This is a genomic window from Thalassolituus sp., from assembly GCF_984348125.1.
The window spans coordinates 1-26,897 of record NZ_CFHJLR010000020.1 but is presented as its reverse complement, the minus strand read 5'-3'; the positions used below and the strand labels follow the sequence as shown (position 1 = coordinate 26,897).

At 52.2% G+C, this 26,897-nt stretch carries 28 protein-coding genes; 18 read left to right on the top strand and 10 right to left on the bottom strand.

Annotation, left to right across the window (positions count from 1 at the left end; all coding sequences use genetic code 11):
- Positions 1 to 80 precede the first annotated feature (80 nt).
- Genes AC5E51_RS13305 through AC5E51_RS13280 form a run of 6 tightly spaced genes read left to right on the top strand, consistent with a single transcriptional unit; the run spans position 81 to position 5,939 of the window.
- The gene (locus tag AC5E51_RS13305; protein WP_301376577.1) at positions 81 to 2,882 is read left to right on the top strand and encodes a monovalent cation/H+ antiporter subunit A; all 2,802 of its coding nucleotides are present in this window, start codon (positions 81 to 83) and stop codon (positions 2,880 to 2,882) included.
- The gene (locus tag AC5E51_RS13300; protein ID WP_301376578.1) at positions 2,882 to 3,310 is read left to right on the top strand and encodes a Na+/H+ antiporter subunit C; all 429 of its coding nucleotides are present in this window, start codon (positions 2,882 to 2,884) and stop codon (positions 3,308 to 3,310) included. The genes AC5E51_RS13305 and AC5E51_RS13300 overlap by 1 nt, the downstream gene beginning before the upstream one ends.
- Positions 3,310 to 4,815: a monovalent cation/H+ antiporter subunit D gene (locus AC5E51_RS13295; RefSeq protein ID WP_068435487.1), complete on the top strand. Its 1,506-nt coding sequence runs from the start codon at positions 3,310 to 3,312 to the stop codon at positions 4,813 to 4,815. The genes AC5E51_RS13300 and AC5E51_RS13295 overlap by 1 nt, the downstream gene beginning before the upstream one ends.
- Positions 4,815 to 5,300 (top strand): Na+/H+ antiporter subunit E, encoded by a 486-nt coding sequence (locus AC5E51_RS13290; RefSeq protein ID WP_068435481.1) that lies wholly within the window; start codon positions 4,815 to 4,817, stop codon positions 5,298 to 5,300. The genes AC5E51_RS13295 and AC5E51_RS13290 overlap by 1 nt, the downstream gene beginning before the upstream one ends.
- On the top strand, positions 5,294 to 5,563 hold the full coding sequence (locus AC5E51_RS13285) for a K+/H+ antiporter subunit F (RefSeq protein ID WP_068435479.1): 270 nt from the start codon (positions 5,294 to 5,296) through the stop codon (positions 5,561 to 5,563). Before AC5E51_RS13290 ends, AC5E51_RS13285 begins: the two co-directional genes overlap by 7 nt.
- The gene (locus AC5E51_RS13280; protein WP_297533101.1) at positions 5,556 to 5,939 is read left to right on the top strand and encodes a Na+/H+ antiporter subunit G; all 384 of its coding nucleotides are present in this window, start codon (positions 5,556 to 5,558) and stop codon (positions 5,937 to 5,939) included. Before AC5E51_RS13285 ends, AC5E51_RS13280 begins: the two co-directional genes overlap by 8 nt.
- A gap of 10 nt (positions 5,940 to 5,949) precedes the next feature.
- On the opposite strand, the gene radA is transcribed toward AC5E51_RS13280, so the two are convergent.
- Positions 5,950 to 7,320: a DNA repair protein RadA gene (gene radA, locus AC5E51_RS13275; protein WP_301387906.1), complete on the bottom strand. Its 1,371-nt coding sequence runs from the start codon at positions 7,318 to 7,320 to the stop codon at positions 5,950 to 5,952.
- A 338-nt stretch (positions 7,321 to 7,658) separates the two neighbouring features.
- Here radA and AC5E51_RS13270 point away from each other — a divergent pair, with 338 nt between their 5' ends.
- Entirely contained in the window at positions 7,659 to 8,339 is a 681-nt protein-coding gene (locus tag AC5E51_RS13270) for a Frag1/DRAM/Sfk1 family protein (RefSeq protein ID WP_491778689.1), read from the top strand.
- On the opposite strand, the gene AC5E51_RS13265 is transcribed toward AC5E51_RS13270, so the two are convergent.
- The 4 genes from AC5E51_RS13265 to pomA form a co-directional block, all read right to left on the bottom strand.
- Entirely contained in the window at positions 8,302 to 9,033 is a 732-nt protein-coding gene (locus AC5E51_RS13265; protein ID WP_491778688.1) for a 16S rRNA (uracil(1498)-N(3))-methyltransferase, read from the bottom strand. The genes AC5E51_RS13270 and AC5E51_RS13265 overlap by 38 nt on opposite strands.
- Before the next feature lie 97 nt (positions 9,034 to 9,130).
- Complete coding sequence (locus AC5E51_RS13260; protein WP_301387904.1) at positions 9,131 to 9,718, bottom strand: PilZ domain-containing protein; 588 nt, start codon at positions 9,716 to 9,718, stop codon at positions 9,131 to 9,133.
- Between the two features lie 14 nt (positions 9,719 to 9,732).
- A complete protein-coding gene (locus AC5E51_RS13255) occupies positions 9,733 to 10,710 on the bottom strand; it encodes a flagellar motor protein MotB (protein WP_297533104.1) in 978 nt (325 codons plus the stop codon).
- A gap of 6 nt (positions 10,711 to 10,716) precedes the next feature.
- Complete coding sequence (pomA, locus tag AC5E51_RS13250) at positions 10,717 to 11,475, bottom strand: flagellar motor protein PomA (RefSeq protein WP_076517870.1); 759 nt, start codon at positions 11,473 to 11,475, stop codon at positions 10,717 to 10,719.
- 143 nt (positions 11,476 to 11,618) lie between these two features.
- Here pomA and AC5E51_RS13245 point away from each other — a divergent pair, with 143 nt between their 5' ends.
- From AC5E51_RS13245 to nosR, 5 genes are all read left to right on the top strand, one after another.
- Entirely contained in the window at positions 11,619 to 11,864 is a 246-nt protein-coding gene (locus AC5E51_RS13245) for an exodeoxyribonuclease VII small subunit (protein WP_076517868.1), read from the top strand.
- On the top strand, positions 11,861 to 12,736 hold the full coding sequence (ispA, locus tag AC5E51_RS13240) for a (2E,6E)-farnesyl diphosphate synthase (RefSeq protein ID WP_301387902.1): 876 nt from the start codon (positions 11,861 to 11,863) through the stop codon (positions 12,734 to 12,736). Before AC5E51_RS13245 ends, ispA begins: the two co-directional genes overlap by 4 nt.
- A 149-nt stretch (positions 12,737 to 12,885) precedes the next feature.
- Positions 12,886 to 14,757, top strand: a complete 1,872-nt coding sequence (dxs, locus tag AC5E51_RS13235) for a 1-deoxy-D-xylulose-5-phosphate synthase (protein ID WP_491778687.1) — start codon at positions 12,886 to 12,888, stop codon at positions 14,755 to 14,757.
- 119 nt (positions 14,758 to 14,876) lie between these two features.
- Complete coding sequence (locus tag AC5E51_RS13230; protein ID WP_068440558.1) at positions 14,877 to 15,875, top strand: sensor histidine kinase; 999 nt, start codon at positions 14,877 to 14,879, stop codon at positions 15,873 to 15,875.
- Positions 15,865 to 17,196: a response regulator c-di-GMP phosphodiesterase, NosR family gene (nosR, locus tag AC5E51_RS13225; protein ID WP_068440555.1), complete on the top strand. Its 1,332-nt coding sequence runs from the start codon at positions 15,865 to 15,867 to the stop codon at positions 17,194 to 17,196. Before AC5E51_RS13230 ends, nosR begins: the two co-directional genes overlap by 11 nt.
- 16 nt (positions 17,197 to 17,212) lie before the next feature.
- Here the strand turns inward: nosR and ribA are convergent, their stop codons facing one another.
- Positions 17,213 to 17,827, bottom strand: coding sequence for a GTP cyclohydrolase II (gene ribA, locus AC5E51_RS13220; RefSeq protein WP_068440551.1), 615 nt, complete (start codon positions 17,825 to 17,827; stop codon positions 17,213 to 17,215).
- Positions 17,828 to 18,004: 177 nt separating this feature from the next.
- Between ribA and AC5E51_RS13215 the strand changes: the two genes are divergently transcribed.
- From AC5E51_RS13215 to AC5E51_RS13195, 5 genes are all read left to right on the top strand, one after another.
- A complete protein-coding gene (locus AC5E51_RS13215) occupies positions 18,005 to 20,050 on the top strand; it encodes a hypothetical protein (protein WP_068440548.1) in 2,046 nt (681 codons plus the stop codon).
- Positions 20,043 to 20,867: a mechanosensitive ion channel family protein gene (locus tag AC5E51_RS13210; protein WP_491778686.1), complete on the top strand. Its 825-nt coding sequence runs from the start codon at positions 20,043 to 20,045 to the stop codon at positions 20,865 to 20,867. Before AC5E51_RS13215 ends, AC5E51_RS13210 begins: the two co-directional genes overlap by 8 nt.
- Complete coding sequence (locus tag AC5E51_RS13205) at positions 20,867 to 21,544, top strand: zinc metallopeptidase (RefSeq protein ID WP_488046444.1); 678 nt, start codon at positions 20,867 to 20,869, stop codon at positions 21,542 to 21,544. Before AC5E51_RS13210 ends, AC5E51_RS13205 begins: the two co-directional genes overlap by 1 nt.
- 75 nt (positions 21,545 to 21,619) lie before the next feature.
- A complete protein-coding gene (locus AC5E51_RS13200) occupies positions 21,620 to 22,228 on the top strand; it encodes an HI_0983 family protein (protein WP_068440543.1) in 609 nt (202 codons plus the stop codon).
- A complete protein-coding gene (locus AC5E51_RS13195) occupies positions 22,225 to 23,097 on the top strand; it encodes an ATP-grasp domain-containing protein (protein ID WP_491778685.1) in 873 nt (290 codons plus the stop codon). Before AC5E51_RS13200 ends, AC5E51_RS13195 begins: the two co-directional genes overlap by 4 nt.
- 13 nt (positions 23,098 to 23,110) lie before the next feature.
- Here AC5E51_RS13195 and AC5E51_RS13190 read toward each other — a convergent pair whose 3' ends face one another.
- The 4 genes from AC5E51_RS13190 to AC5E51_RS13175 all read right to left on the bottom strand — a co-directional run bounded on the left by AC5E51_RS13190 (position 23,111) and on the right by AC5E51_RS13175 (position 25,241).
- On the bottom strand, positions 23,111 to 23,668 hold the full coding sequence (locus AC5E51_RS13190; protein WP_491778684.1) for a hypothetical protein: 558 nt from the start codon (positions 23,666 to 23,668) through the stop codon (positions 23,111 to 23,113).
- 135 nt (positions 23,669 to 23,803) lie between these two features.
- The gene (locus AC5E51_RS13185) at positions 23,804 to 24,289 is read right to left on the bottom strand and encodes a phosphatidylglycerophosphatase A family protein (RefSeq protein WP_068440532.1); all 486 of its coding nucleotides are present in this window, start codon (positions 24,287 to 24,289) and stop codon (positions 23,804 to 23,806) included.
- A gap of 89 nt (positions 24,290 to 24,378) precedes the next feature.
- Positions 24,379 to 24,612, bottom strand: coding sequence for a tyrosine-type recombinase/integrase (locus tag AC5E51_RS13180; protein ID WP_491778683.1), 234 nt, complete (start codon positions 24,610 to 24,612; stop codon positions 24,379 to 24,381).
- The gene (locus AC5E51_RS13175; RefSeq protein ID WP_491778682.1) at positions 24,594 to 25,241 is read right to left on the bottom strand and encodes a phage integrase N-terminal SAM-like domain-containing protein; all 648 of its coding nucleotides are present in this window, start codon (positions 25,239 to 25,241) and stop codon (positions 24,594 to 24,596) included. The genes AC5E51_RS13180 and AC5E51_RS13175 overlap by 19 nt, the downstream gene beginning before the upstream one ends.
- A 101-nt stretch (positions 25,242 to 25,342) precedes the next feature.
- Between AC5E51_RS13175 and AC5E51_RS13170 the strand changes: the two genes are divergently transcribed.
- Positions 25,343 to 26,566, top strand: coding sequence for an ISL3 family transposase (locus AC5E51_RS13170; protein WP_491778681.1), 1,224 nt, complete (start codon positions 25,343 to 25,345; stop codon positions 26,564 to 26,566).
- The last annotated feature ends 331 nt before the right edge of the window (positions 26,567 to 26,897 follow it).

The window sequence follows — 26,897 nt, the reverse complement described above, 5'->3', positions numbered from 1 at the left end:
ACTTCGCAAATGGCACTTCTGTCTTAAAAGTGCGGAGCTGATACACTTATTGTACAACTGTGAGTGGAGACTCTCTGAATATGAACCTCATCTGGGTTCCTCTTCTGCCCCTACTGGGCTGCCTGGTTTCACTGTTACTCGGGCGCTACCCTCGATCGACAATGGCGCTTGGTGCAGCCATTCTGCCTGCTATTGCGCTAGGTATTGTCGTCTCTCTCGCACCAGAGGTCATGTCGGGCAATAACCCGGTCGTTACCTATGACTGGGTACCTGCGTTATCCCTGCAGATCAGCTTTATGCTCGACGGGTTGGCCTTGATGTTCACCCTGTTGATCCTCGGGATTGGCCTGCTGGTTATTCTCTACGCCCGCTATTATCTGTCTGAGGCGGATAATGCAGGGCGCTTTTATGCCAGTCTGTTGCTGTTTATGACAGCGATGCTGGGTGTTGTACTCTCAGCAAATCTGATCCAGCTCTGGTTTTTCTGGGAACTGACGAGCGTCAGTTCGTTTATGTTGATCAGTTACTGGTCGCATCGCTCCGACGCCCGCAAGGGCGCCCGTATGGCGATGACGATTACCGGCGCTGGTGGCCTGGCTTTGCTGGCGGGCCTGATTCTTATTGGCGAAGTCGTAGGGAGCTACGACTTGCGTACAGTATTAGCCAGTGGCAGTTTAATAGCAGAGCACAGCCTCTACCCGGTCATTGTCGTTCTGGTGCTTCTCGGCGCGTTTACGAAGTCAGCGCAGTTCCCATTCCACTCGTGGCTGCCTCAGGCAATGGCCGCCCCTACACCGGTGTCGTCATACCTGCATTCTGCGACCATGGTGAAGGCCGGTATCTTCCTGATGGCGCGTTTTTATCCGGTTCTGTCTGATACCCAACTCTGGTTTGCCTTGGTGAGTCTTGTCGGTCTGACGACTTTGCTGGTGGGTGCCTACACGGCCTTGTTTAAGCACGACCTGAAAGGTCTGCTTGCGTATTCGACCATTAGTCACCTCGGCCTGATCACTCTGTTACTTGGTCTGGATACAGAGCTGGCTTCCATCGCTGCCATGTTTCACGTGATTAACCACGCTGTTTTTAAGGCATCGCTGTTTATGGCCGCCGGAATTATCGATCACGAGTCCGGTTCGCGTGACATGCGAAAACTCAACGGCCTGTTCCGTTACATGCCCTATACCGCGACCCTGGCCATGGTGGCAGCGTCGTCGATGGCGGGTGTACCGCTGTTGAATGGCTTCCTTTCTAAAGAAATGTTGTTTGCTGAATCTCTGCAACAGGAAACCTTCGGTTCTCTGTCATGGTTGATTCCTTTGCTGGTAACGGTGGGCGGAGCTCTGGCCGTTGCTTACTCTCTTCGTTTCGTTCACGACGTCTTCTTTAATGGAGAGCCGATCGGGCTTGAGAAAACACCTCACGAACCGCCGCGCTACATGCGTGTGCCGGTCGAGATTCTGGTGGTTCTGTGTCTGTTAGTCGGTGTTTTGCCGGACCTGATCGTTGGCGATCTTTTAGTCGCCGTGGGTGCGTCTCTGATGCCTGCCGGGGTGCCTGAGTTCAGCATTTCTATCTGGCACGGATTTAACATCCCGCTATTGATGAGCTTTCTGGCTGTACTGGGCGGTGTTGCTCTCTATCGCCAGCGTCGGCATATGTTTAACTTTCAGGCCCGCTTTACTGAAGTTGATCCTAAACTGGCGTTTGAGCATATGATCCAGACGCTGGTGGAGCGTGCCCGCAGTGTTCAGCTTTGGCTCGATAACGGCAGCTTCCAGCGTTACGCGCTGTGGTTATTATTGATGGCGATCGCCGCGATGAGTGTCCCTATGGTGAACATTCCTCATGCGCGTGGAAGCCTCGAAGTCACTGAACTGGATATGGTTGCCTTCGGTGGTGCTCTCCTCATGATTGTTGCTTCTGTGGCGACGGCGATGCTTAGTCATCAACGCCTTCTGGCACTGGTAACGATTTCCGTGGTGGGTCTTGTGGTGTCGGTAGCGTTTGCCTGGTTCTCAGCCCCGGATCTGGCTCTGACGCAGCTGTCGGTTGAGGTTGCGACCATTATTCTTTTCCTGCTGGCACTTTACTTTCTTCCCCAGAAAGTCAGCCTCAATCACCTTTCTCCCGGGCGCATCGTCCGCGACATGGGGATAGCCACGGCCGCGGGTGCCATCGTGGGTACCCTGACCTATGCCATGCTGACACGTCCGTTTGAGAGTATCAGTAGCTTCTTCACCGCCAACGCGAAAACCGGCGGTGGTGGCACCAATGTCGTTAACGTCATTCTGGTTGATTTCCGTGGCTTCGATACCTTTGGTGAAATTACCGTTCTGGCGATTGCAGCGATTGGTATCTACAAATTGTTGGCAGGTGTACGCCTGTTCGTACCTGCTGCGGATATGGATGGCCGGCCATGGTCCAAAGACAGCCACCCACTTATGTTGATGCAGATTTCTCAGAGCCTGCTCCCACTCGCTCTGCTGGTATCCGCCTATATTTTCCTCCGTGGACATAACCTGCCCGGTGGCGGTTTCATAGCAGGCCTGATTACGGCGATTGCCCTGATCCAGCAATACGTGGCCAACGGTGTTGTTTGGATGCGCGATCGTGGCGACCTGAAATTCCAGTGGTTTATTGTCTGTGGTTTGTTTATTGCCTTCGGGTCAGGTGTCGGAAGCTGGTTATTCGAGCGTCCATTCCTGACGTCCTGGTTTGATTATTTCTATCTGCCGTTAGTCGGTAAGTTCGAGTTGGCCAGTGCCATGGCATTTGATCTTGGTGTCTATCTGACAGTAATCGGTGCAACGCTGTCGATTCTTGCCAACCTTGGCAAGCTGACGACGACAGATCGACCAACACGGCCTGGAAGGAGATCCTGATGGAATTGATTTTTGCAGTCACTGTCGGCGTGATGGTGACCTGTTCGGTGTTTCTGATGCTGCGGGGCCACACCTTTGCGGTTGTGATTGGCCTTACCCTGATGTCTTACGCCGTAAACCTGTTTCTGTTTGCCAGTGGTGGTTTGGCGCTGCACGAGCCAGCTATTCTGGCCGACGGCGCAGAATATTCCGACCCTCTGCCTCAGGCCCTGGTGCTTACTGCGATCGTTATCGGTTTTGCTATGACAGCGTTTGCTCTGATTCTTGCCATCCGGGCACGTGCAGATCTTGGTAATGATCAGGTCGATGGACGCGCTTTGCCGGGCGACTCTCTGGCGAATAAAGAGCCACAAGGGAAAGTCCGTCAAAGTACTGTCAAGAGTACCGCAAGCAATACCGCGAAGAACTCAGGAGGTAAGACAAGGTGATGCATTTGCCGGCACTTCCTGTGCTTCTGCCATTTTTCGCGGCAATTCTGATTCTGTATCCGTGGTTTAATAAGCGCCTGCACCTTCAGCGTCTGGTCGCTCAGTTCGCCTTGCTGATGTTGGTAGCGGTATCCATGCTGACACTGTTCAAAACCCTGGCAGAAGGCCCAATGGGCTACGCCATGGGTGACTGGGAAGCCCCATTCGGCATTTACCTGCTCGCGGACCCGCTAGCTGCCTTTATGCTGGTAGTTACTTCTGTTCTGGCATTGTGTACGCACCTTTTTGCGTGCGGTGGTGAAGATAAAACAGGGCGTTTTTTCCATCCCCTGTTTATGTTTCAGTTAATGGGTCTGAACGGCGCCTTTCTGACCGCAGATGCATTTAACCTCTTCGTATTTTTCGAGATTCTTCTCATCGCCTCGTACTCGTTATTGATACATGGCGGCGGTCGTGAGAGAACCCGGGCAGCTCAGCACTATGTGCTCTACAACCTCATAGGTTCTGCCTTCTTCCTTATTGCATTGGCCTTGCTTTACAGAGCTTTCGGCACGCTGAATATCCCGGATATGGCGTCGCGAGCGACTACCTTACCAGAAGAAAGTATTCCGTTGGCTCAGGCGGGTGGGTTACTGCTGATGGTTGTTTTCGGCGTGAAGGCGGCACTGTTACCGCTGCATTTCTGGTTACCAAGAACTTACAGCACAACTTCAGTGCCGGTAGCAGCCTTGTTCGCCGTTATGACTAAGGTAGGTGTGTATAGCCTCTGGCGTATCCACAGTGTTGTGTTTGGTCACGACAGTGGCGAACTGTCTGATCTTGGGGTTGTTCCTCTGGCGTGGCTGTCAGGCCTGACGGTAGTTGCCGGGGCGATTGGTGCTCTGGCGAGCCAGACGCTGCGCTGGCTCATTGCTAACCTGATTGTTATTTCCGTTGGTACTCTGCTGATGACAGTCGCCATGGGCACGACTCAGTCTGTTGCGGCAGGCCTCTACTATACATTGCACAGTACCCTGATGAGCGGAGCCTTCTTTCTGGTGGCTGGCCTGATCCTCATGCAACGTGGCCAGGCGGAAGACCGCTTCGTTCGCTCGCGCCCGTTCCTGTACCCGGTATTCACTGGAGTGCTGTTTGCTGTAACCGCCATGGCGATGATTGGTTTACCTCCGTTCTCGGGCTTCCTGGGTAAAGTCTTTATCCTTCAGGCTGCTGTCGACAGTGGCGATGCCATCTGGGTTTGGCCGCTCGTTCTTATCTCTAGTCTGGCTGCGCTCATTGCCTTGTCTCGTGCCGGAACTACATTGTTCTGGAGAACCCAGGGTTCTGTTGTTCCAGAAGCTAAGGAGAAGGTGAGCAATGTTCACATTGCGGCTTCAGGGCTGTTGGTCGCGACCACTCTGGTGCTTGTGATTGGTGGTGGTCCGCTGACTGAATGGTCACTGCGTGCTGCGCAGGATCTCCACACTGGAGTGACGTTGAACTACCTGAATGGAGGTCAGCCTTAATGAGACGATTGCTGCCAATGCCATGGCACTCACTGATGCTGATTGCCGTCTGGCTTTTATTAAACGGTTTTTCGTACGGCCAGTTACTGCTGGCGGTGATTCTGGCCTGGCTGATTCCAATTATTACGTACCCGTATGTTCGTGGGCATGCGCCGGTTAAAAAGCCACTGGCGATGATGGCGTATTCCCTGCGCCTCTTATATGACATCGTGGTGGCTAACGTTGACGTGGCGCGTCGTGTGGTGATGCCTAACCGATACCTGAAGCCCGGCTGGCTGGCTTATCCATTATCTATGACGGAGCCGTTTCCGGTGACTGTGCTGGCAAGCTCAGTATCGCTGACACCAGGGACGGTAAGCGTTGAGTTTTCAGAAGACCGCACGTGTCTCTATATTCACGTACTCCACCTGGAAGACGAAAAAGAACTTCAGGCGTTTATCTTCAAACGTTACGAACAACCGCTGAAGGAGATATTCGGATGCTGAGTAATGTCATCATTATCTGTACAGGGATGATTGGTCTGGCGATGCTTTTCTGCCTCTGGCGCTTGATAAAGGGGCCAGATATTACTGACCGTATCCTCGCTTTGGATACGCTGTATATCAACAGTATCGCTTTGATTATTCTGCTGGGCCTGTATTACGGGACTGCTCTCTATTTCGAAGGAGCTCTTCTGATCGCTATGCTTGGTTTTGTCAGCACGTCGGCCGTCGCCAAATATCTGTTGCGGGGTGACATCATTGAATAATCTGGCTGTATATAGCGATTATGTTGTCGCTGCCCTCCTGATCGGTGGTGCGTTATTTATGCTCGTGGGTTCGTGGGGGTTGGCAAAGTTGCCTGACTTCTACACGCGGCTCCATGCGCCGACAAAAGCATCGACGCTTGGTATGGGAGCTACTCTGCTTGGTTCACTTGTTTGGTTCAGCGTGCAGGAAGAGAGTCTGCACATCCATGAGCTGGTAATCAGTATTTTCCTCTTCCTGACCGCTCCTGTGTCAGCATACATGATGGGCAAAGCTGCGATTCATCGCCGCCGTCCTCTGGCTGAGGGCACTCGTAATGCGGAAGAAGTAGAGCGCGCTGCTGAAAGAAAAGGCATTAACGACCGGGACGACGACTGAACAGGTCTTCTTACAGGCGTTCGATAGCTTCCTGAAGTTTATCAACGCCGATCACTTCCATACCCTCAACGGGTTGCTTGGGTACATTCGCTTTGGGAACAATTGCCCGGGTAAAGCCATGCTTCGCCGCTTCTTTTATCCGCTCCTGACCTGAGGGTACTGGTCGGATTTCTCCGGATAAGCCTACTTCTCCAAAGACAATCAGGCCTTGTTCAAGAGGTTGATTGCGGAAGCTGGACAGTGCCGCTAACAACAGCGCCAGGTCGGCTCCTGTTTCGTTTACCTTCACTCCACCCACCACATTGATATACACATCCTGATCGCCAAGGTGGATACCGCCATGGCGATGTAATGCTGCAAGCAACAGGTTCAGACGATTCTGATCAAGGCCGACGGCGACCCGTTTCGGATGCCCGAAATGACTGTCATCAACTAAGGCCTGAATTTCGACAAGCAGTGGACGAGTGCCTTCCCAGATCACCATAACGACACTGCCTGCAGCAGGTTCGTCGCCACGACTGAGAAAAATTGAGCTTGGGTTTTTAACCTCTTTCAGACCGCGCTCAAGCATAGCGAAGACGCCCAGCTCGTTAATGGCACCGAAACGATTTTTGATACCGCGCAGTACGCGATAGCGACTATCGCCTGAGCCCTCAAGCATGATCGAGCAGTCGATCATATGCTCAAGAACTTTCGGGCCCGCCAGCGAACCGTCTTTCGTCACATGCCCGACAAGAAACAGAACCGTTCCCGTCTGTTTTGCAAAACGCGTCAGATACGCTGCGCTTTCACGGACCTGAGAAACACTGCCCGGCGCAGACTCTATGCCATCCACATGCATGACCTGAATAGAATCGATCACGACGATACGAGGCTTATGCTGCTGCAGCACATTGGTCAGTCGCTCGACGTTGGTTTCACTCAGCATCTGTAACTGATCAGTCGGCAAACCAAGTCGATTTGCACGAAGCGCCACCTGCTGCAGGCTCTCTTCACCAGTCACATAAATGGCTGGCATCTGTGTAGCCAGATAACACAAGGTCTGCAGTAAGAGCGTGGATTTGCCGGCGCCAGGGTGGCCACCAATAAGAATGGCGGAGCCTGGCACCAGACCGCCACCTAACACTCGATCGAATTCCTGCATTCCGGAACTGAACCGTGGTAGTTCAGCGAGATCGACGTCAGCGAGTTTGATGACATCACTGGCACCGGCATCGCCGGCATAACCACTGAATCGGGTATCCCGCGCAGCGGCCTTCGCTGAAGATACGACAAATTCCTGCAGAGTATTCCACTGCCCGCAACCGGCACACTGGCCTTGCCATTTGCTGTGATCTGCGCCGCATTCATTGCAGACGTAGGCGGTTTTCTTTTTGGCCATGTAGCGTTCGCTGTTTCTCATACTGGATAGTGGTCAAAAGTGTACTCGTATTTGAGTGTATCTTCGACATACTCGAATTAGATATCACGGTGTTGCGGTTTTAGCGAATGTATGGACTGCAGGGGATGATCGGCGAGGGGCGTGCACAGCATGGATGCTGTGCCCGAGCCTACAGGGATGTATCTACGGCGTGCCCAAGTCGATGTCGCCTGCAGGTTCGAAGCTGTCGCCGTTACCGCTTAATTGCAGATGTTAAAAGTTCTACCGGGGTGTGTTGATTGATATGATGTCGCTTTATTTTTGATGGCCCAATGAAATCCGGGCTGTTCGGAGGTTTCGTGTCATTCGGTCAGTTTATTGCGTTAGCATCTTTCGTTCTCTCCATGGGTACGATTGCGGTCACTTATATTGTTGGGACGTCAGCCGGTACGGCGGAATTATGTAATCCATTTTTTGATGGCTGTACTGATATTACCCATACAGGGATGAAAGGCGATGCAGGCTTTATTTTTCGTGGGGGAATGATTGCGGCCTGTGCATTCTTTGTTGTCTGGTGGCAGGTATACCGTGTCTGGTTAAGCCCATATTCCGGGCGTATCGCGCTGAACGCGATGCAGTTTTTCGGAGTTCTGGCTGCCATTGGTCTGTTGGCTGGTACCGCGGTGTTGCTGCCAGAAAAATCAGATACCCGCTGGGGGGTGCACGTACGTGGTGCCAATCTGTTTTTTCAGGGGATGTTGATTGCACTGACCACAGCCTACGTCCTGACATTTAAAGCAAGAAAGCAGGGACTGGTTGTCCCCAGCTTTGTGGTGAAAACGGCCGTCATGGGGATTTTGTGGTTTATGTTTATCGCCTTTGCCGGAGTCACCGTTGGAATCGAGATGAGTCACGGTAAGCGCATCATTGAATGGTGGGCGACCCTGTTTATCGGGATCTATTTCTTATCCTCATACTGGGACTGGAAAGGCATCCGTCTCGTTAGCGAAAGTCACCCCACACATACTGAAGAACGCTGAGAGCCGTCAGCGCCGCGGTCTCAGTACGCAATATACGAGGTCCCAATAAAAGACCATCAAACCCTGCCTCCTGGCATTGAGTCACTTCGATGTCAGAGAAACCACCCTCAGGGCCTACCAGAAGCGCAATGCTTTCTGGAGACTGATCGGATACGAGAGGCTTCTGGTTATGAGGGTGGAGTAGCAATTTTCTGTCGGCTTCTATTCCTGAACTCCAGTCACTAAGCGACTTTGGCGGATGAACTACCGGGACGGTGTTTCTCCCACTCTGTTCGCAGGCAGAGATAGCCACCTTCTGCCAGTGCTCCAGCTTTTTCTCCATCCGGTCGCCTTTCAGGCGTACATCACAGCGTTCACTGGTCAGGGGAGTAATGTCGGTGACACCCAGCTCGGTCGCTTTTTGGATAGTGAAGTCCATCCGGTCGCCTTTTGAAATCACCTGGCCCAGATGTATCTGCAGTGTCAGTGGTGCATCCTGACGAGTCGCATGAATGACAGATGCCGATGCCGATTTTTTGCTCTCGATGATGAGCTTTGCCTGATATTCAGAACCGTCGCCATTAAATAGTCGTACATCGTCACCATCTTTCATACGTAAAACACGTACCAGGTGCGTCACTGCCTGATCATCCAGTGCGATGGTTGTATTGTCAGCGAGTGGCTCGGAAGTATAGATGCGAGGGCCAGACATCATGCGCTCTCATTAGAGTAAAAGTGAATGAAATAAAGCGCATGATAGCAGAGGGTGGGCCTTTTTTACTGCAGTAAAAAAGGCCTTGTGGGATGGGGGATCAGCAGGCAGCGTCGTTCTGAGCCTCGCGCTCGGAGCGCAGACGACGCGACTGTAGCTGGAACAGGTGGTGAATCAGAATTTCCTGCTCAGCTTCTCTCAGGCCTTCAAAGTCAACGCGCACAAGATAGGGAGCATCAGGGTCTGCTGTATGCTCCACACCAACAATCGTCCCCATAAGAGTCACGGGAATATTGGACGGCTTCAGCTGCATCTGCAGCCGCAGATTGTCGCTCTCGCTGAGCGGTTCTGTGGAGTGGAACGCCATGCCGCAGGCGCTCAGATTCACCCGCGTACGCACTTCGGTCTGCGAGAGTTCTGGTTTCGCATCCGGCCCCACTGGGGAGTTCAGCAGGTTGACCTTCTGGTTCAGCAGCTCAAACAAGCGAGCAACAGTGGGGTTCTGTGCCTGTACCTGATGAAGGACACCAGCGATGTCCCGCTCCAGCTCTGCCAACTCATTGATATGATCCTGATGGCGGGCCTTCCAGCGTTGTACCTCTTCTTGTGAGATGGCTTCAAAGTCCAGGATGACCTCATCATCCAGGCGGAAATAACGGCGTCTCTCTTCCATTGTTCCAGTTTCCATCGTCTCTCTCCCGATCAGAATATTTCGTTGGGATTTAATTCAAAATCTTCCGGGCGGGCTGTCGCCGCGTCATCAATCTCCTGTTGCGTCGGAGTGATTTCCGGTTGATCGTCATCATCAAATTCGTGCGTACGCAAAATGACGATCTCCACGCGTCTGTTACGTGCGCGGGATGCGTCATCAATATTAGGCACCAGTGGCTTTTTATCTGCGTGGCCCACCACCTGGAACCGATCCGAGTTCATTTCGGGAGCAATAAACAGCTCCTGTGCAAATGCAACTGCACGAGCAGTCGATAGTCCCCAGTTCGAACGGAATGGGCCGCCCGCGAGCGGAATATCATCGGTGTGCCCTTCCACAGATATCTTGCCCGGAATATCAACGAGTACTTCCCGGATTTTGTCGATCACAGGTAAGAAACGATCCTCGATATAATCTGAACCCGAGCGGAAAGCGCCTCTCTGCTGAATGCGGATAATGATTTTCTTACCCACGGTTTCAATCTCGACCTGACCCTGTGCGATTTCATTTTCAAGCTGAGCAGCCATTTCGACGGCCATTTCTTCGCTCTTTTTATTTTCGATGTCCTCGCGTGGCACGACGACTTCACGCGTTTGCATACCGCGGTCGCCCTGACGTTCTTCCTGCTGCGTCACCTCATCCTGACACAGAACCTCCAGTGAGCTTTTGGTGATGTCGCTGGTTTTTTGCCGGACTTCATTAATCGGTGTCGGTTCAGGAATCGACGGACTGAAGTGCCGGGCAATCACACTGGTCCCCTTGGGCGGATCGCTGGCATTAACAACCGTCTGCACACCAAAGGCATCTCTGAGTTCGCCGGCCAGACGTTTGAACTTTCGTGCGTCCATTTCTGAGAAAGACAGCAGGAGTACGAAAAAGCACATCAGCAGCGACATCAGGTCGGCAAAGGTCATTACCCAGCCGGGTATCCCATCGGGACAGGGTGGACATTCGTCTTCTTCTTCAGCCATGACTTACTACTCGCTCGCCGCTACGCGTTTGCCTTCCTGGATGTAGGCTTGCAACATGGATTCAATAACACGGGGGTTCTGACCGTTCTGGATTGCCAGCAGTGCGTCGATGATCATCGACTTCAGGCGATCTTCTTCGTCTTTACGCAAGGTCAGCTTGTCGGCCATAGGGAGTGACAACATGGTCGCCACCATGGCGCCGTAAAGCGTGGTGAGGAGTGCAACCGCCATCGCGGGGCCGATGGCCTTCGGGTCGTCCATGTTGGCCAGCATAGCAACCAGGCCAATGAGAGTACCGATCATCCCCATCGCGGGAGCAACGTCGCCAAGCGATTTAAAAATGCTGATACCTGTGTCGTGGCGAGCGCTGGCGAGTTTCATTTCTTTGCTGAGAAGGGTTTTTACAACATCCGGGTCGTGGCCATCGACCAGCAGCTGAATACCTTTACTCAGGAACTCATCACTGACCTCTTTCCCCTCAAGAGACAAAAGGCCGCCTTTACGGGCTAGGCCGGCAAGTTCGACGATTTCGCCGATCAGGTCTTCCGGTTTGATCAACTTGAAGGAAAATGCTTTGCCCGCGACTTTGGCTGCGGCGAGAAACTGGCCCAGCTCAAATTTCATCATTACAGCAAACAGACTTCCGACAATAACAATCAGCAGCGACGGCACGTTAACAAACATGGTGATATCGCCACCGAGAATCATGGCGAAAATTACGATACCGAACGCGCCGACGAGGCCTACTAATGACGCGAGATCCACACTCACTCCTTTCCATACTGAGGTAGCTTCTGTAACAGAGTTTAGACGCTTCCTGCGGTTCTTCCTGTCATCTGACAAAAAAAGCCTGTGTTGACCCGCTCATGCCTTGGGTTTAGTGTTCGAGCCTTACGACAGGAGTAACTATGTCTGATAAATCCTCTTCCTTCGGTTTCGAGTCAGCCTTATCGGAACTCGAAGCTCTGGTCACCCGCATGGAAAGTGGCGAATTGACCCTTGAAGACAGCCTGGAAGCATTTGAAAAAGGCATCGGCCTCACTCGTCAGTGCCAGCAGGCTCTGGCGGCAGCAGAGCAGCGTGTGCAGCTACTGATGGAACGGAATGGCCAGAGTGACGCTCAGCCCTTTCAGAGCGGAGACGCCAGCGAATGAATTTGCAACCTTTGCAGGCCAGAGTCGCTGAGCTGGCAGAAGCCAGACTTGCAGAGCTTGGAATTGCAGATCAGCGTCTCGCAGACGCAATGCACTATGGCCTGATGAATGGTGGTAAGCGCCTGCGGCCTTATCTTGTGTACGCGACCATGGATGCTCTTAATGCCGAGCATGCAGCGGCAGATTGCGCCGCCGTCGCGCTTGAAATGATTCATAGCTACAGCCTGGTTCATGATGACCTGCCTGCGATGGACGATGATGATCTGCGTCGCGGTAAGCCAACTTGCCATATAGCCTTTGATGAAGCGACGGCGATCCTTGCCGGAGACGCACTTCTCAATGGCGCCTACGAAGTATTAGCCTCTGCGAAAGAGTTGTCAGAAAAGCAGCGCCTGCAGCTGGTGCAGGTGCTCGGTCGTGCTGCTGGCAGCGCGGGTATGGTGGGCGGCCAGGCGATTGATATTAACAACGTCGGCAAGTCGATGACCGTTGAACAGCTCGAACATATGCACTTGCATAAAACCGGAGCGCTGATCAGAGCGGCCGTGCAAATGGGCGCCATCTGTGCAGCTAAGAATACCGATACCTCAATCACCGAAGCCCTTGATAAATATGCGAAAGCCGTTGGCCTGGCCTTTCAGGTACAGGATGACATCCTCGATATCGAGGGCGATACCGCGGTATTGGGAAAACAGCAGGGCGCAGATGAGGCGTTGAAAAAACCAACGTATCCGTCACTGCTTGGGCTTGAAGGCGCCCGTACGCGTGCGAAAGTCCTTGTCGATGAAGCGATTCAGGCACTCGCAGGCTTGCCCGGTGATACCTCTACACTCGAGTCGCTGGCCCGCTACATTATCGAGCGCGATCACTGATACCTCTGTGACAGCGACAGAGCTCACCTGTTCGTATTGGCGGGCAGGGGAGTTTTAACTACTCATCTTGTCTCTCAGCCGGTAGAATGCATCCCTTTAGTTTTCCGGCGCTGCCGGTGCACTTTTTCTACCGGAAGCAGTTCCTTCAGATGTTTACAGAGATTCCCAAACACAGACCAGAGACGCCACTGCTGGATCAGATTGAATCCCCAGCGGACCTGCGCGAGCTGAGCCCTGCTCAGTTACAGCCTCTGTGTCGTGAGCTGCGTGAATATCTCATTTATAGCGTTGGACAGTCGGGCGGCCATTTTGGTGCCGGTCTGGGCGTTGTTGAACTGACGGTAGCTCTGCATCACGTTTTTGATACCCCAGACGATCGCATTGTCTGGGATGTGGGCCATCAGGCCTATCCACACAAGATCCTGACCGGTCGGCGCGAACAGTTGCCGAAGATCCGTTCTGCCGAGGGCCCGGCTGCGTTTCCGCTGCGTACAGAAAGTGAATACGACACCTTTGGCGTTGGTCACTCAAGCACGTCGATCAGTGCGGCTTTGGGGATGGCACTTGGTTTCCGTCAGCGTGGCCTACCGAACAAAAGCGTTGCCGTGATTGGTGATGGCGCCATGAGTGCCGGTATGGCCTTTGAGGCTCTCAACCATGCGGGGCACGAAAAAGCCGATATGCTGGTTATTCTTAACGACAATGACATGTCGATCTCGAATAACGTCGGTGCATTGAACAAATATTTCACCCGTATCTGGTCGAGCCAGACCTACTCTGCCATGCGTGAAGGCAGCAAGCGTGTGCTTGAGAATATTCCGGCCGCCTGGGAATTTGCAAAGCGTACTGAAGAGCACATGAAAGGCATGGTAGCTCCGGGTACTTTGTTCGAAGAGCTGGGTTTTAATTATTACGGCCCGGTCGATGGTCATGACCTGAACGAGCTGGTGGCGACACTCGGTAGCCTGAAGAAACTCAAAGGCCCACGCTTTCTGCACATCGTCACTCAGAAAGGTAAAGGCTTCACGCCCGCTGAAGAAGAGCCGATTCGCTACCACGCGCTGAAGGCCCAGAAGGGCGGCTCAGCGAAAACACCCAAACCAAGCTATTCCAACGTATTTGGTCGCTGGCTGTGTGATGTTGCAGCTCAGGACGAGCGCCTCGTGGGTATTACGCCAGCGATGCGTGAAGGTTCTGACCTGATTCGCTTTTCACAGGAATTTCCCGATCGTTATTTCGACGTTGCCATTGCTGAGCAGCACGCTGTGACTCTGGCTGCGGGGATGGCCTGTGAACAGGTGAAGCCGGTCGTCGCTATCTATTCGACCTTCCTTCAGCGTGCATATGATCAGCTAATTCATGACGTTGCGCTCCAGGATCTCGATGTACTGTTCGCCATCGACCGCGCGGGGCTGGTCGGTGAAGACGGCCCAACGCACCACGGTGCATATGACCTTAGTTACCTTCGCTGTATTCCTAAGATGGTCATCATGACGCCGTCCGATGAAAATGAATGCCGACAGATGCTGAATACTGGTTATCTGCATGAAGGACCGGCAGCAGTTCGCTATCCGCGAGGTTCTGGCACAGGGGCTGTCATCGATGCGCCACTTGAAGTCTTGCCGATGGGTAAGGGTTTGGTTCGTCGCGCATCGCAAAGCAAAAAGGTCGCTATCCTGGCGTTTGGTGCTCCGTTAGCCGCTGCGCTGAAAGCAGCAGATGTCGTTGATGCTACCGTTGCTGATATGCGTTTTGTGAAGCCAATGGACGATGCTCTGGTGGCCGAACTGGCAGAAACGCACGACCTCTTAGTGACTGTTGAAGAGAACGCCCGAATGGGGGGCGCAGGTTCTGCTGTACTCGAGTCGCTGGCTCAACAGGGGCTCAAGTCGGTTGTTGAGGTGCTTGGTATTCCGGATACCTACATTGAGCACGATTCACCGACCCAGCAGCATGTCGTGGCCGGTATCGATGAGTCATCTATCCTGGCTGCTATTCGTCGCCACTTCCCTCAGGACTGATTATGATCAGGGTGTGCGCGCCCTAAGTGTCTGATTAGTCACTCATTATTTGCCCCTGTCGCCGAGCGCTTCACATAGAAGCTGCTTAACTGAATTAAGGTTCAGTTCCGGAGGGGCTCATGCCGCTGCGACGCCAGTTTACCGCTATTTCTGCACTGATTATCGTGACCTTGTGTGGCTACGCTGTTTCCGCATTGTTTGGTCCTTTATCTCCGATAGCGAGTGCGGCACTGGTGCTCTTCTCCGCGTTGGTTATCTGGCGAGTGTCTGCCTGGTGTCGCAAACGAGCCGAGGCGCGGATAGAAATTCAGGCCCTCTCGGCTGAGCGCCTTGCTACGTTAGGCGAGGCCGCGGCTGGTATCGGTCACGAAATCAACAATCCACTCGCCTACATCCACAGCAATCTGCATGGTCTGAATGAAGATATTGAGGCCTATAACGCTTTCATCAGTGTTCTTGATTCAGCTTCCGACCATCTTGAAATACGTAACCCGTTTTACCAGAAGGCATTGTCTGCCTATCACAATCTCGATGTTGCTGAGGTGTGTAAGGGCGCGCCGGAGCGCCTGAAAGATTGCCTTGAAGGCATCGCCCACATCGAACGTATCGTGGCTGACATGCAGACGCTGAGCCGTCGCGGTGACGCCAGTATGCAGGTTGCTGATATCAATACAGATCTGCAGGCGGTCTTTAACATTATTCGCAGCAGGCTACCTGCGAATGTAACTCTTGAGCTGGATCTGATTACCCCTCCGCTAATGTTATGCCACCCGTCGCGCTTCGCGCAGGTGATCATGAATATGATGATTAATGCATTGCATGCTATTGGTGAAGAAACGGGTACCGTCAGTGTCCGTCAGTACCATCGCGGGGATATCTTCTATACTGAAATTTCAGACAGCGGGTGCGGAATGTCCCCGGAGGTGCAGGCCCATATATTTGAGCCATTTTTTACGACCCGTGCAGAAGGTAAAGGCACGGGCATCGGTCTGGCCTTGTGCTACAAATTAATAGAAGAGCATCAGGGGACTATCTCAGTAGATAGTCGCGAGGGTGAAGGCACCCGTTTCACTCTGGCGCTACCCGTTCGCAATGGAGAGAAAGACCATGTCAATTGAAACCACAGGCCGGGAGAAAAGTGGCCGGTTACTGCTGGTCGATGATGAGCAGGGGGTTCTGCAGGCGTTAAAGCGTCTGTTCTACCGTCATTACGATGTCGTGCTGGCAAATGGCGGTGAAGAAGCACTCAGCATTCTCGAAACTGATTCTTTCGATATGATTATTTCGGACATGCGTATGCCTGGTATGTCCGGCGCTGAGCTGCTGAAGTCCTGCTTTGAACAATATCCGGCCATGATCCGGGTTCTGCTTACCGGGTATTCTGATCTGGATTCAGCCATCAAGGCAGTGAATGAAGGGAATATTTACCGCTATATCTCGAAGCCCTGGGACAACGATCAGCTCAGGGATATGGTCGCCGAAGCACTTGAATCAAAAGAGCTGAAGTCAGCGAACCAACGTCTGAGCGCGCACATCGTCGAGCAGAATGACGAGCTGGCGCGTCTTAATCGCGAACTGCAGGCAAAATACGAAGCCTCTTCAGATGCGGTGGGTGAAGCGGAAGCAAAGCTGCAGGATGCTTATAAAACACTGCGCCACGAGTTTGATGCCATGGTGCATATTCTTGTGGGGAGCATGGAAGACCGCCTGGGAATGGAGAAAGGCTCCACCGAAAGATTCGCCGAACTGGTTCGTTCATTTGCGAAGAATGCGGGCCTCGATGAATCTCAGATTAATGACACCTATTACGCAGCACTTCTGAAAAATCTCGGCAAAATGTCTTTGTCAGACTCTGTGTTGATTAAAGCCATTCCGCAAATGAGCAATGCGGAGAAGCAGGAATACGCGCGCTTTACCATTAATGGTCAGACCTCGCTGATGCTGCTTGAGCCGCTGCAGAATGCCGCCAATATTATCCGCTCACACATGGAGCTTTATAACGGTAAGGGGTTTCCTGATCGACTGGCGGGGGACGCGATTCCTAAGTCATCACGGATTCTCCGCATCGTTTGCGACTACGCAGAGCTGCAGCGTGAAAGTAACTTCCTGGGCGAGCCCCTTTCCGAAAAAGATGCCCGTGTGTACCTGCTGAAGTTAGCCGGACAGCGCTATGACCGTGAGCTGGTGGATATCTTTGCAGAAACGCTGGAAACCTATGATGGCGGTGCGATTTCCAGCATGGAGCGCCTGAATATTGCGGATGTGAAAGAGGGGATGATCCTTGCGGGTAACCTGGTCAGCCCTGGAGGTGCGGTTCTGCTTTCCAGTGGCACTCAACTAACGGAGCGCCATGTGGCTAAACTTCAGGCACTGATGCGTCAGTTTGAAGGTCACGAGATTTTCGTGCATGTGAGGAAACCGCCGCAGGATGAAGAGTAACCTGCGGCGCAGATAGTTATGCTTCCGGCTCGTCGTCCTGATGAGTCGATAGGTAATGGCCGAGCTTGCTGGCTTTTGTGTTCAGATAGCCATTGTTGTGGGGGTTGCGACCAACTTCGATAGCAACGCGCTCTTCGATCGTGACACCGGCATCACCCAACGCCTTCACTTTACGCGGGTTGTTGGTCATCAAGCGGATGGAAGTGATACCCAGATGCTCCAACATTGGCTGGCACATGCCGTAATTTCGCATGTCGGCGCCAAAACCAAGCTGCTCGTTTGCTTCGACAGTGTCTGCACCCTGATCCTGAAGGTTGTAGGCTTTCACTTTGTTCAGAAGCCCGATACCACGACCTTCCTGTCTCAGGTACAGAACAACGCCACGTCCGGCCTCAGACACGGAGCGCAGGGCCTCTTCCAGTTGGTAACCACAGTCGCAGCGCATGCTGAAAAGCGCATCACCCGTCAGGCATTCGGAATGGGCGCGCAGCAGAACTGGCTCGCCGTCATCGAGCGTGCCCATGGTCAGCGCGATATGTTCTTTCCCTGTTTCTGCTTCCTCAAAACCATGCATGGTAAACACACCGAAAGGTGTTGGCAGCTTACATGAGGCGACGAAATTGATGTTCAAGGGGCTTACCCTCTGAGTAAAACAGGGCGCGTATTCTATCAGCAGGTGCTCTTATTGCCTAATCTATGAGCGGAACAGGATGTTTCTTTGCGTAACCCCGGTTGACGACAGGGCCGTAGTAGCCGCTAATAGGCGTCAGGTGGCGTTTCCTTTGCCTGCCTGTAATTCAGGAAGAGTATGACACTACATAAGACCACATTTTTTACCCTGTTGTTTGCGCCGTTAAGTGTGTGGGCTGCAGTCGATCGGACTGCAGTTGTATCTCTGCTGGAGCGTGAGTGGGGCGAGCTTCAGTCAGTGATAGCTGGCGTTCTGGGAGCCTGGACACTGTTACTACAAGGCATGCCGAGTGGTGAAGAAATCAGCATTATCGCACGGACGGGCCTCCCTCTCCTGCTACTACTGCCACTGCGATCGCTGTCGCGCTGGTTTGCTGCCTGGCTCACCGGATACCTCCGCGGGCTGCACAATCAACTGGTATCGGGCGACATAAAACACAAGGGGCTGCGCGCCCTGACCCGGTTTGTTACCAGTATCACGCCGTTGGTCCCCTGGTTGCTGCTTCTCTGGGGAGCGATGATCGTCCCTGTATTCCCGTCATCAGAAGCAGGGCCGGGCGGTGCTTTGCCGCTGCTCTATGCTGTGTACGTTGTTTATGTGCTCGTAAATCTGTCTCTGGAGTGGTTTCTTCTCAGTGCCTGTCAGGGCGCCGGCAGCTACCTGAACAGTGAAACAACCGAGCTTCTGGAGCGACGCTCCCATTCGGTGACGTCGCTTTTACTGCTGCCTTGGGTAGTGATTACCTTGTCCGAATATCTGCTGCAAAGTACCGCAGTGAGCCATCTGATAGGCGCACTGGTCTGGTTGTTCAGTTGGTTGATGCTGAGTTATCTGCTGCATTTTTATCGCGAACCCCTGGTCACCAATCTCAAGCGACTGACACCTGAGCGTTTCGACCCGGTTATCGAGCCTCTGGCGGCGGGGCGCATAACCGTTTTCTTATTGCCTCTGCTGATTCCGCTAAACCTGGTGTTGTTCTTTCGTGCCTTCCTTGAGCAGTTGCTGGGTGAGTTTGCATGGTATCAGCGCCTGAGCGCACGCTGGTTCCGGATGCGGAATCAGCTGCAGGAAGACGCAGAAGAAGCCGAAGTCGCAGAGTGCACCGATGAGAACTATCTGCGCTGGTTCGAGAGCTACGGTGAGGCCGAGTATCCGATCATCAACACCGGACTGAGTGATGTCTTTCAGCGGTATTACAGTGCCTGGATTGCTGATCGCGGTGATGACAATGTCTTACTGATGACGGGCGAGCCGGGTATCGGCAAAAAATCGGCGGTGAAGCGCTTCTGCAAGGAAATTGCAGCTGGCAGCCAGGAAGTTCGCATTTCGATGCTGGATATCCCGGCGCGAACGCTGGACGCAAATACTCTGTTTGGGCTGGTGGGCGAGCAGATCGGCGTCGATCTCGCGGATGGCCCCGTCGCTTTGGCTAACGCCAATGAAGCACTTGAGCCGACTGTCCTGGTTCTTAACAACGCCGAGAACCTGTTCCTTGCTGATGTCGGGGCTCTCGATGCCTGGCAGGCACTGCTCAGCTTGACGAATGCCCGGGCAGGTAATCTGTTCTGGATGATTGTGATCAATAACCAGAGCTGGGCTTACCTTTGCAATGTATTTGGGCGTGATTATCAGATGCGTAATGTTGTTCGGGTGAAGCGCTGGACGCAGGCGGAAATCCGCTCTTTGATTTTATCGCGCAATCAGCAGAGCGGTTACCGGCTGCGGTATGACGATGTTTTAATGGATACGCGGGCGCCGGCTAATAACTCACTGCGTAATGCCGAACAGAGGTACTTCAGCCTGTTATGGGATGCAAGCCGAGGTGTTCCTGTCACTGCGCTGCGTTTGTGGCAGGAGTCCGTAACGACACGCCGGAACGAAGTGACGGTGCGTGTGCCTCGTATTCCTTCAGGCAGCCGGATTGAAAAATCTGGCTCAAATCAGTCGTTTATTCTGGCGGCCATCGTTATCCACGGTACGCTCAATACTGCTGAAATTATGCGGGTGACAAATCTCTCCGAGAACGTAGTCCGTTTCTCACTCAAGGCGACGTTGGAAGATGAAATCGTCGAAAAAGGAGAGGACGGGCGCTATCGGATAACTGCGCTCTGGTACCACACCGTTGTCAGTATTCTTAACAGGATGAATATGTTGCATGAATGATACCAGTGGTCTTGTTGATGGCCTGCTGAGTGTTGCAGGCATTTTTAACTTTTACGCTATTTTCCTATTGTTTGCAGGGGGCGTTGCACTCTGGGCGTTAGCTAAAACACTCAACAATGTCAGTAATCGCCTGATGGAAAAAATCCCTGCGCGGCGATTTTTTATTCTTCAGATTTCGACGTTATTAAGTTTTGCTCTTTATATTTTCGGGACGGTCGGCTTATTAATCGGTGTGCTACAGCCCCCTAAGGAGCTGATATTTGCTGCGGCTGGCTCTGTTGCTGTTGCCTTGGGTTTTGCATTAAAAGATATCGCGGCCTCACTGGTTGCGGGTATTTTATTGTTGTTCGATCGCCCATTCAGGGTTGGTGACCGGGTTAGTTTTGGTGATACCTACGGTGAGATTGTATCCATCGGGCTACGTACAGTGCGTTTAGTCACGCTGGACGATAATCTGGTTACGATTCCTAATTCCCGCTTTATTACTGACGTCGTGTCGTCTGGTAACGCTGGCGAACTGGACATGATGGTGGTGACCGATTTTCATCTTGCGCTGGATGCCGATATTCCGTGGGCGCGTAAGCTTCTTGAAGAGGTCGTGGTCACGAGTCGCTACGCCTATCTCAAAAAGCCGGTTTCATTCGTTGTCGAAGAACTCGAAGTCGCTCATATGCTGGCAATCCGCCTGCGTGTTAAAGCGTATGTTCTTGATGTGCGCTACGAGAAAGCATTTCAGAGTGACATTGTGCTGCGTGGTACCCATTTATTAAACGAGCATAAAATCGCTCGCCCGAAGATTTCATCAGAGAGGACGTGATGTTGTACCTGGTTCTCGTTTTGATTGTTCTGGCGATCATGTATCTGCCCGGTCTGTGGGTGAAATCCGTACTCAAAAAACACGGTCAGGAGCGTAGCGACTTTCCGGGCAATGGTGCAGATATGGCCAGGCACCTGCTCCAGAAACTCAACATTGATGACGTCAAAGTCGAGGTTACCGAACACGGTGATCATTACGACCCTCAGGACAGAGCGGTACGCCTGACCCAGGATAAGTTCGAAGGGCGTACACTGACCGGTGTTGTCGTGGCGGCTCACGAAGTAGGGCATGCGATTCAGCATCACAATAACGAGAGTTTGTTTACCCTACGCGGTGGCCTGGCCCGCTTGAGCTGGATTGTAAGCAAGGCTGCACCTCTGTTTCTGGCGGCAACGCCCCTGCTGATCTGGATTAACCCGGCGCTCTCCCGTTGGACACTTATTGCAGCGGTTGGCTCAATGCTTGTTGGAGTACTGGTAAACCTAGTGACCTTACCCGTTGAGTGGGATGCCAGTTTCGGTAAAGCACTGCCCATACTTGAAGAGGGGCAGTATCTAAGCTCGGCGGACATGGCTTCTGCGCGCCATATTCTGACGGCAGCAGCCATGACTTATGTTGCTGGTTCACTCGCTAGCTTACTTAATCTGGGCGCACTTGCCCGGATACTCAGGCGTTAAACATGCGCTTACGGACGTTGAAGCTTAAAGGTTCGGGCGGTAGTCTTACAGGTGTCTTTTATCTATGGTGGTTTTATGCAGTTGCTGCGAAACATATTGGTGGTCTCATTTGTTCTGTTCCTGGGTATCGGTGTTCAGGCTGAAGAGCTAAAGCCCGCAGACGTTGTTCCTGTCGTGAACGGCGAGGTTTACTCCCGAATTGCGCGCGTTGAAGGAGAAGAGGGCGTCACCTCACTCCAGTACATCAGGCCGAATGAAGAGTTCAAGGCCTGGACCAGCACGGTTATTTACGCCAATTATCGAATAGAAGAGATTGGTGATGATCCTCAGAAAGTAGCGGTCCGCCTTGTTGAAGGACTGCAGGCTCTGAATCCCGGTGCAAAGTATCAGCTGGTGGGTGATGAGAAAGGAAAGGTCGTACTTCTGGACTTCCTTTCATGGCCGCCGAATCGCCAGTATATGGAATTGAGCGTTTACCGTATTCAGAAAGACGAAGCAGGTGAAGGTGTATTTACGGTACAGATGTCAGTACGCATGCCTTTCTACACTGAGATGACAGATGAGCTTGCTACCGAACTGAAGACTTTGCGTGGCTCGTTGCTCCAGCAGACCATTCAGTTTGATATGAAAAAAGTAATATCACTGCTGAAAGGTCAGCGCAAGACTGCTGAAAACGGATCATGACACAGCGCCTCATCATCATCTCAGATGAGCCCGACGAAGACCTGACTGAACAGCTGGTTGCGGCGGCTCATGCTCACGAGCTTAAGCCGATTATTATCGAGCCAGCGTTATTTGATCATGTTGAGCCTCCTGTACTTAATCATGGCGACCTCCTTTATCGGGTGGCCATTACTCAGGAGTCTTGTGTGATTGAGCAGCAGCTTGTGCATCCGGGCGTAGCAACCTGCTATCGCGAGGCATTGGGTGCTTTTCTGATCTGGGATAACCAGACACTCTTCCTTGCTCGTAATGGCATCGAAACGCCCCGTACTTTCCATGCCATGACCACCGACCGCGAAGAACTTAAGCGCAGGGTTGAAGCGCTGGGTGGCCTTCCGGTAATTTTTAAAGTCCCGGGTAAATCATTGGGCGTTGGTGTCGTTCGTGTCGATAACTGGCCAACCTTTTATTCTGTTGCTGATGCGCTTGAAAGCGCACACGGCCAGTACGTTCACTTGATGGCATGCGTCGAACCGGCAGAACACTGGCGGATGCTTGTAGTAAATGGTGAAGTCGCTGCAGCCTATCAGAACATCCCTCAAGAGGGGGACTTCAGAACCTGCGTCGATGAAGACAAGAAAGAGTGCTTTACGACACCTCCTCCTGAGTCTGCGAAACAGCTGGCGATTGATGCCTGTGCGGTGCTGGGGCTGGAATTTGGTGGCGTTGATGTGCTGGTGCACACCTCAGGACGAGAATACGTTCTGGAAGTGAACTTTCCCTGCTACTTTGCTCATCCTAAGCACGCAATTGATCTGGATGTTGCCGACCACTTAGTTCGTCATCTGAAACAAAAAGGCCAGCGACTCAAAGAGCAGCTGGCCGGTTAAGCACGGCAGTTTCTTACTGTACCGCTTTGCGCTTAGATTCCTGCTGAGCGCGTTTCGACTTTTTCTCCATGGCCGCTTCACGCTGCTGGCCCGCTTTCTGATCTTGGTCCGACGCTTTGCGTTTCTCGACGACTTTATGCCGCTGCTCAGAAGCTTGCTTGCGGCGTTGTTCCATTGGTCGCTTCAGTTCTGCGGCATCGGTGTCGACAGCTGGGTTTGTGCCCACAGAAATGTCTCTGTTCGCAAATACCTGAGGGGCGTTCATCAGTGCGGTCGCTCCTAAGGCACCCATCATCACCTTACTCATAGCTTCACGGCGACTCAGCAGTGCTGGATGCGGCGTGGCAGACGGTGGGGCCACTCGCTCAGAAAGTGCATTCTGATCGGCCAGACGATCAAGAGCCGTCCAGCATTCTTTAACAGAAATGCCAGCATCACCGGCCAGCGTTTCAATTGAGCGGCTGCCGTCTGCAAGGCGCCACACGGCGTAAGCCACCGGGTCGGCCTTTTTAAGAAAGTCTTGAGTGTCGTCGGCAACTGCCGAAGCAACAGGAAATACTGATTGTGTCATGGGAAGCTCCTCATACCCCAGAATACGTCGCCAAAGAACATACCACTAAATGACCTCAGGATCATGACTCTGCCTGCACAATCACCCGTTAGGGTGATCAGCGTGGTACAATAGTGCCCTGAAAATAGCTAGGCGTCAGAGCAGAGCAGCCGTTAACTGCACGACCACAAGGCCGAAAATACCGGCGATTACATCGTCGATCATAATGCCAAAGCCACCGTGGACTTTGGCATCGAGCCATTTGATGGGCCACGGTTTAATAATGTCAAAGAAGCGGAACAGAGCAAACGCATAAGCCAACCACAGCAAATCGGTGCCTAAACTGCCCGACATCGGCAGCCACAACAGCGTAATCCACACCCCGATCCACTCGTCCCAAACGATACCGCCAAAGTCATGTACCCCCATATCACGGGACGTGATTTCACATATCACCACACCAAAGGCGAAACCCGCGAGCAATACGCCGATATACGGTAAGGTCGGTACACCCTGCAATAAAAACCACCACACAGGCAATGCGGCGAGAGTGCCCCAGGTACCCGGCGCCTTCTTAGCCAGACCAGAGCCCAGGCCAAAGGCCAACAGGTGAATCGGGTTTTTCATATCAGGAGGTGTCATAACATACTCAGCACAGGTCAAAACGTACCAGAGAGTATACCGACAAAACGCCTTTGTAGGAGCGCAACGCGAAGCTTGCGCGAAACAACTCAGACCAGAAGATCCAACGGACTGGAGGTCCCGGCAAAGTGCTGCCCCACAACATGCGTATAGATTTGGGTCGTTGCTACATCGCTATGCCCCAACAACTCCTGAACTGTACGAATGTCACGGCCGCTGCGTAACAACTCAGTAGCAAAGCTGTGACGGAAGGTATGGCAGGATATTCGTTTCGACGTCAGCCCGGCACTGATCACCGCCTGCTTTAACGCTTTGCGATGCACAGAGTCGTGCAAATGCCCAGTGCGCCAGGTAGTGAAGGGCCAACCCCACGTTTGTTATCTTCCTTCTGCAAAGCGATGGCCTTATCAAAAAATTCAATACATGAAGGTTTTAAACTGTTCGGAAGGATAGTTACACGATCTTTAGCCCCCTTCCCATCGAAGACTGTCAGCGTACCTCTCGAAAAGTCGAAATCCTTGATTCGTAACCGTAAACACTCGGTGATACGTAGCCCTGATCCAAACAGCAAAGAAAAAATTAAGCGATCTCGCTCATTGCACACATCGAGCAGTTTCCCCACTTCGGCTGACGACAGCACAGTAGGCAGATGCCGGGGGCGGGTAGCGAACGTGAAGCCAATATCCCCCAATGGCTGGTTAAGGTATTTGTTATATAGGAAGGCCAAGGCATTCAAGGCAACCTTTTGAGTATTGATTGCGACGTCCCGGCGGTTAGCAAGAAAGCTGAGGAACATAACGACATGCTCAGGCCCAAGGGTTGATGGGTGTTGCAACCGATGAAAGCGGATATAGAACCTGATCCAATAGATATACGTATGTTCGGTACGAATACTGTACCCATGCAGCCGCATGAACTCGCGCACTTCTGTCAGAAATTTGCTCTTAGCCATCCTGGCCTCCAAATGTAAAGATATACTGGTTAAACATGGCTCTTCACCGAATGCAGTGGAATAGTTACCATGCGATCATCTGATTTAGAGGTGATTCTGCCATGGACCAGCTTACTCTTTACGATCAAATCCTTGGGCTGTCTTCGCCCTGGAAGACCACCTCTGTCGAATTACATGATTCTTCAGAAGAGATACTGGTTACTGTCTCATATGATCGTGGCAACCCTCCGTTATGCCCCATCTGCCGCGGAAACGGTCGACTCTATGACAGCCGTCGGAGAACTTGGCGGCATTTAGATACATGCCAGTACAAGACAATTATTCAAGCCGACGTGCCACGTGTTGCTTGCTCAGAACATGGTATTCACACGTTACAGGTTCCATGGGCTGATAGTAGCTCTCACTACACCATGCTTTTCGAGTCCCGTGTTCTAGCACTCGCGCAAGAAAACACGATATCCGCTGTTAGTAGGCAATTGCGATTGAGCTGGTCGAATATAGACAGGATTATCCGCAGAGGTATTGCTCGCGGGCTGTCACGGCGCTGGAAAGTAGACTGTCGACACCTTCATGTCGATGAAACAAGTATCAGTACAAGAAGGGAATACATAACAGTTTTGAGTAATCAAGCTGGAATGGTTCTGGCTATCGCAGACGGTCGTAGTAGAGATAGTTTAATCGCCTGCCTTAGAAGCATACCGATCCAATGGCTATCAAAAACCAGGTCGCTGTCGATGGATATGAGTCGCGCCTACATTCGGGCCGCTCACGACTTTTTTGGCGTCAGAGCTTCAAAGCTGATTGGATTCGATCACTTTCATGTTGCTCGAGCCATCACAAGATCGGTTGATGAAGTCCGAAAACAAGATATGAAAAAGCTACCGAGCCTGGAACGACTTCAAGTGCATAAAAATCGCTATCTATGGTTACGAAACGGATCTGAATTAGATACAGAGTCGAGGGCAGAGATCGACAGTCACTCAGCATTGATGAGTAATACTACAATTGCTTGGACTCTGAAAGAAAAAGCACGCGAGATATGGAAAGGAAAAGAACCTCAGACAAGGAATAGCTGGAAACAATGGGCCAGGCTCGCAAGGGCAACGGGGCTGAGACCGCTGATAGCCGTTGCAGAAATGGTATTAAACCATCTGACCGGAATTGTTGTTGCCATGAAATCTGGGTTTTCCAATAGCCGGGCCGAGGCTATCAATAAAAACATTAAGAACCTCAATAGAAATGCTCATGGACATCGGAATAAAGAGCGTTATAAAGCGATGATATATTTTAAATTTGGAAGGCTGGATACAAGCTTCTCCCACTAAGAACGGTGAAGAGCCTTAAACATACAGTATGATTTGCGAATTTCAAGAAAATCTGGCACGCTTTGTTTTCGTGCTTGCGCGTTTTGTCGGAGCGGGGTAACGTAAACTTCAACCGAATCAAAGACTTGCAAACTTGGTTTACAAGTTTATGTGCGCAGGATTGCCGAAGTAACAGGCGTGCGCGTTTTTCTTGAAGGGATATTTGAGTTATGGAAGATTCTTCAATATTTTCAATAAGTTACCAAGGGAAGCTCGAAAGAGTATCCCAGGATAAACGCGCACGCACACTAATAAGCTAATGAAATGGACACCCCTCCCTTACACTGAAACT

Coding starts and splice junctions, on each gene's coding strand:
- AC5E51_RS13175 (WP_491778682.1), bottom strand. CDS start 25,241: ATGGCTAAGAGCAAATTTCTGACAGAAGTGCGCGAGTTCATGCGGCTG.
- ispA (WP_301387902.1), top strand. CDS start 11,861: ATGAATTTGCAACCTTTGCAGGCCAGAGTCGCTGAGCTGGCAGAAGCC.
- AC5E51_RS13210 (WP_491778686.1), top strand. CDS start 20,043: ATGAATGATACCAGTGGTCTTGTTGATGGCCTGCTGAGTGTTGCAGGC.
- AC5E51_RS13215 (WP_068440548.1), top strand. CDS start 18,005: ATGACACTACATAAGACCACATTTTTTACCCTGTTGTTTGCGCCGTTA.
- AC5E51_RS13205 (WP_488046444.1), top strand. CDS start 20,867: ATGTTGTACCTGGTTCTCGTTTTGATTGTTCTGGCGATCATGTATCTG.
- AC5E51_RS13285 (WP_068435479.1), top strand. CDS start 5,294: ATGCTGAGTAATGTCATCATTATCTGTACAGGGATGATTGGTCTGGCG.
- nosR (WP_068440555.1), top strand. CDS start 15,865: ATGTCAATTGAAACCACAGGCCGGGAGAAAAGTGGCCGGTTACTGCTG.
- AC5E51_RS13265 (WP_491778688.1), bottom strand. CDS start 9,033: ATGATGTCTGGCCCTCGCATCTATACTTCCGAGCCACTCGCTGACAAT.
- AC5E51_RS13255 (WP_297533104.1), bottom strand. CDS start 10,710: ATGGCTGAAGAAGAAGACGAATGTCCACCCTGTCCCGATGGGATACCC.
- AC5E51_RS13200 (WP_068440543.1), top strand. CDS start 21,620: ATGCAGTTGCTGCGAAACATATTGGTGGTCTCATTTGTTCTGTTCCTG.
- AC5E51_RS13185 (WP_068440532.1), bottom strand. CDS start 24,289: ATGACACCTCCTGATATGAAAAACCCGATTCACCTGTTGGCCTTTGGC.
- AC5E51_RS13305 (WP_301376577.1), top strand. CDS start 81: ATGAACCTCATCTGGGTTCCTCTTCTGCCCCTACTGGGCTGCCTGGTT.
- AC5E51_RS13300 (WP_301376578.1), top strand. CDS start 2,882: ATGGAATTGATTTTTGCAGTCACTGTCGGCGTGATGGTGACCTGTTCG.
- dxs (WP_491778687.1), top strand. CDS start 12,886: ATGTTTACAGAGATTCCCAAACACAGACCAGAGACGCCACTGCTGGAT.
- AC5E51_RS13260 (WP_301387904.1), bottom strand. CDS start 9,718: ATGGAAACTGGAACAATGGAAGAGAGACGCCGTTATTTCCGCCTGGAT.
- AC5E51_RS13245 (WP_076517868.1), top strand. CDS start 11,619: ATGTCTGATAAATCCTCTTCCTTCGGTTTCGAGTCAGCCTTATCGGAA.
- AC5E51_RS13195 (WP_491778685.1), top strand. CDS start 22,225: ATGACACAGCGCCTCATCATCATCTCAGATGAGCCCGACGAAGACCTG.
- AC5E51_RS13295 (WP_068435487.1), top strand. CDS start 3,310: ATGCATTTGCCGGCACTTCCTGTGCTTCTGCCATTTTTCGCGGCAATT.
- AC5E51_RS13170 (WP_491778681.1), top strand. CDS start 25,343: ATGGACCAGCTTACTCTTTACGATCAAATCCTTGGGCTGTCTTCGCCC.
- AC5E51_RS13230 (WP_068440558.1), top strand. CDS start 14,877: ATGCCGCTGCGACGCCAGTTTACCGCTATTTCTGCACTGATTATCGTG.
- radA (WP_301387906.1), bottom strand. CDS start 7,320: ATGGCCAAAAAGAAAACCGCCTACGTCTGCAATGAATGCGGCGCAGAT.
- AC5E51_RS13190 (WP_491778684.1), bottom strand. CDS start 23,668: ATGACACAATCAGTATTTCCTGTTGCTTCGGCAGTTGCCGACGACACT.
- AC5E51_RS13290 (WP_068435481.1), top strand. CDS start 4,815: ATGAGACGATTGCTGCCAATGCCATGGCACTCACTGATGCTGATTGCC.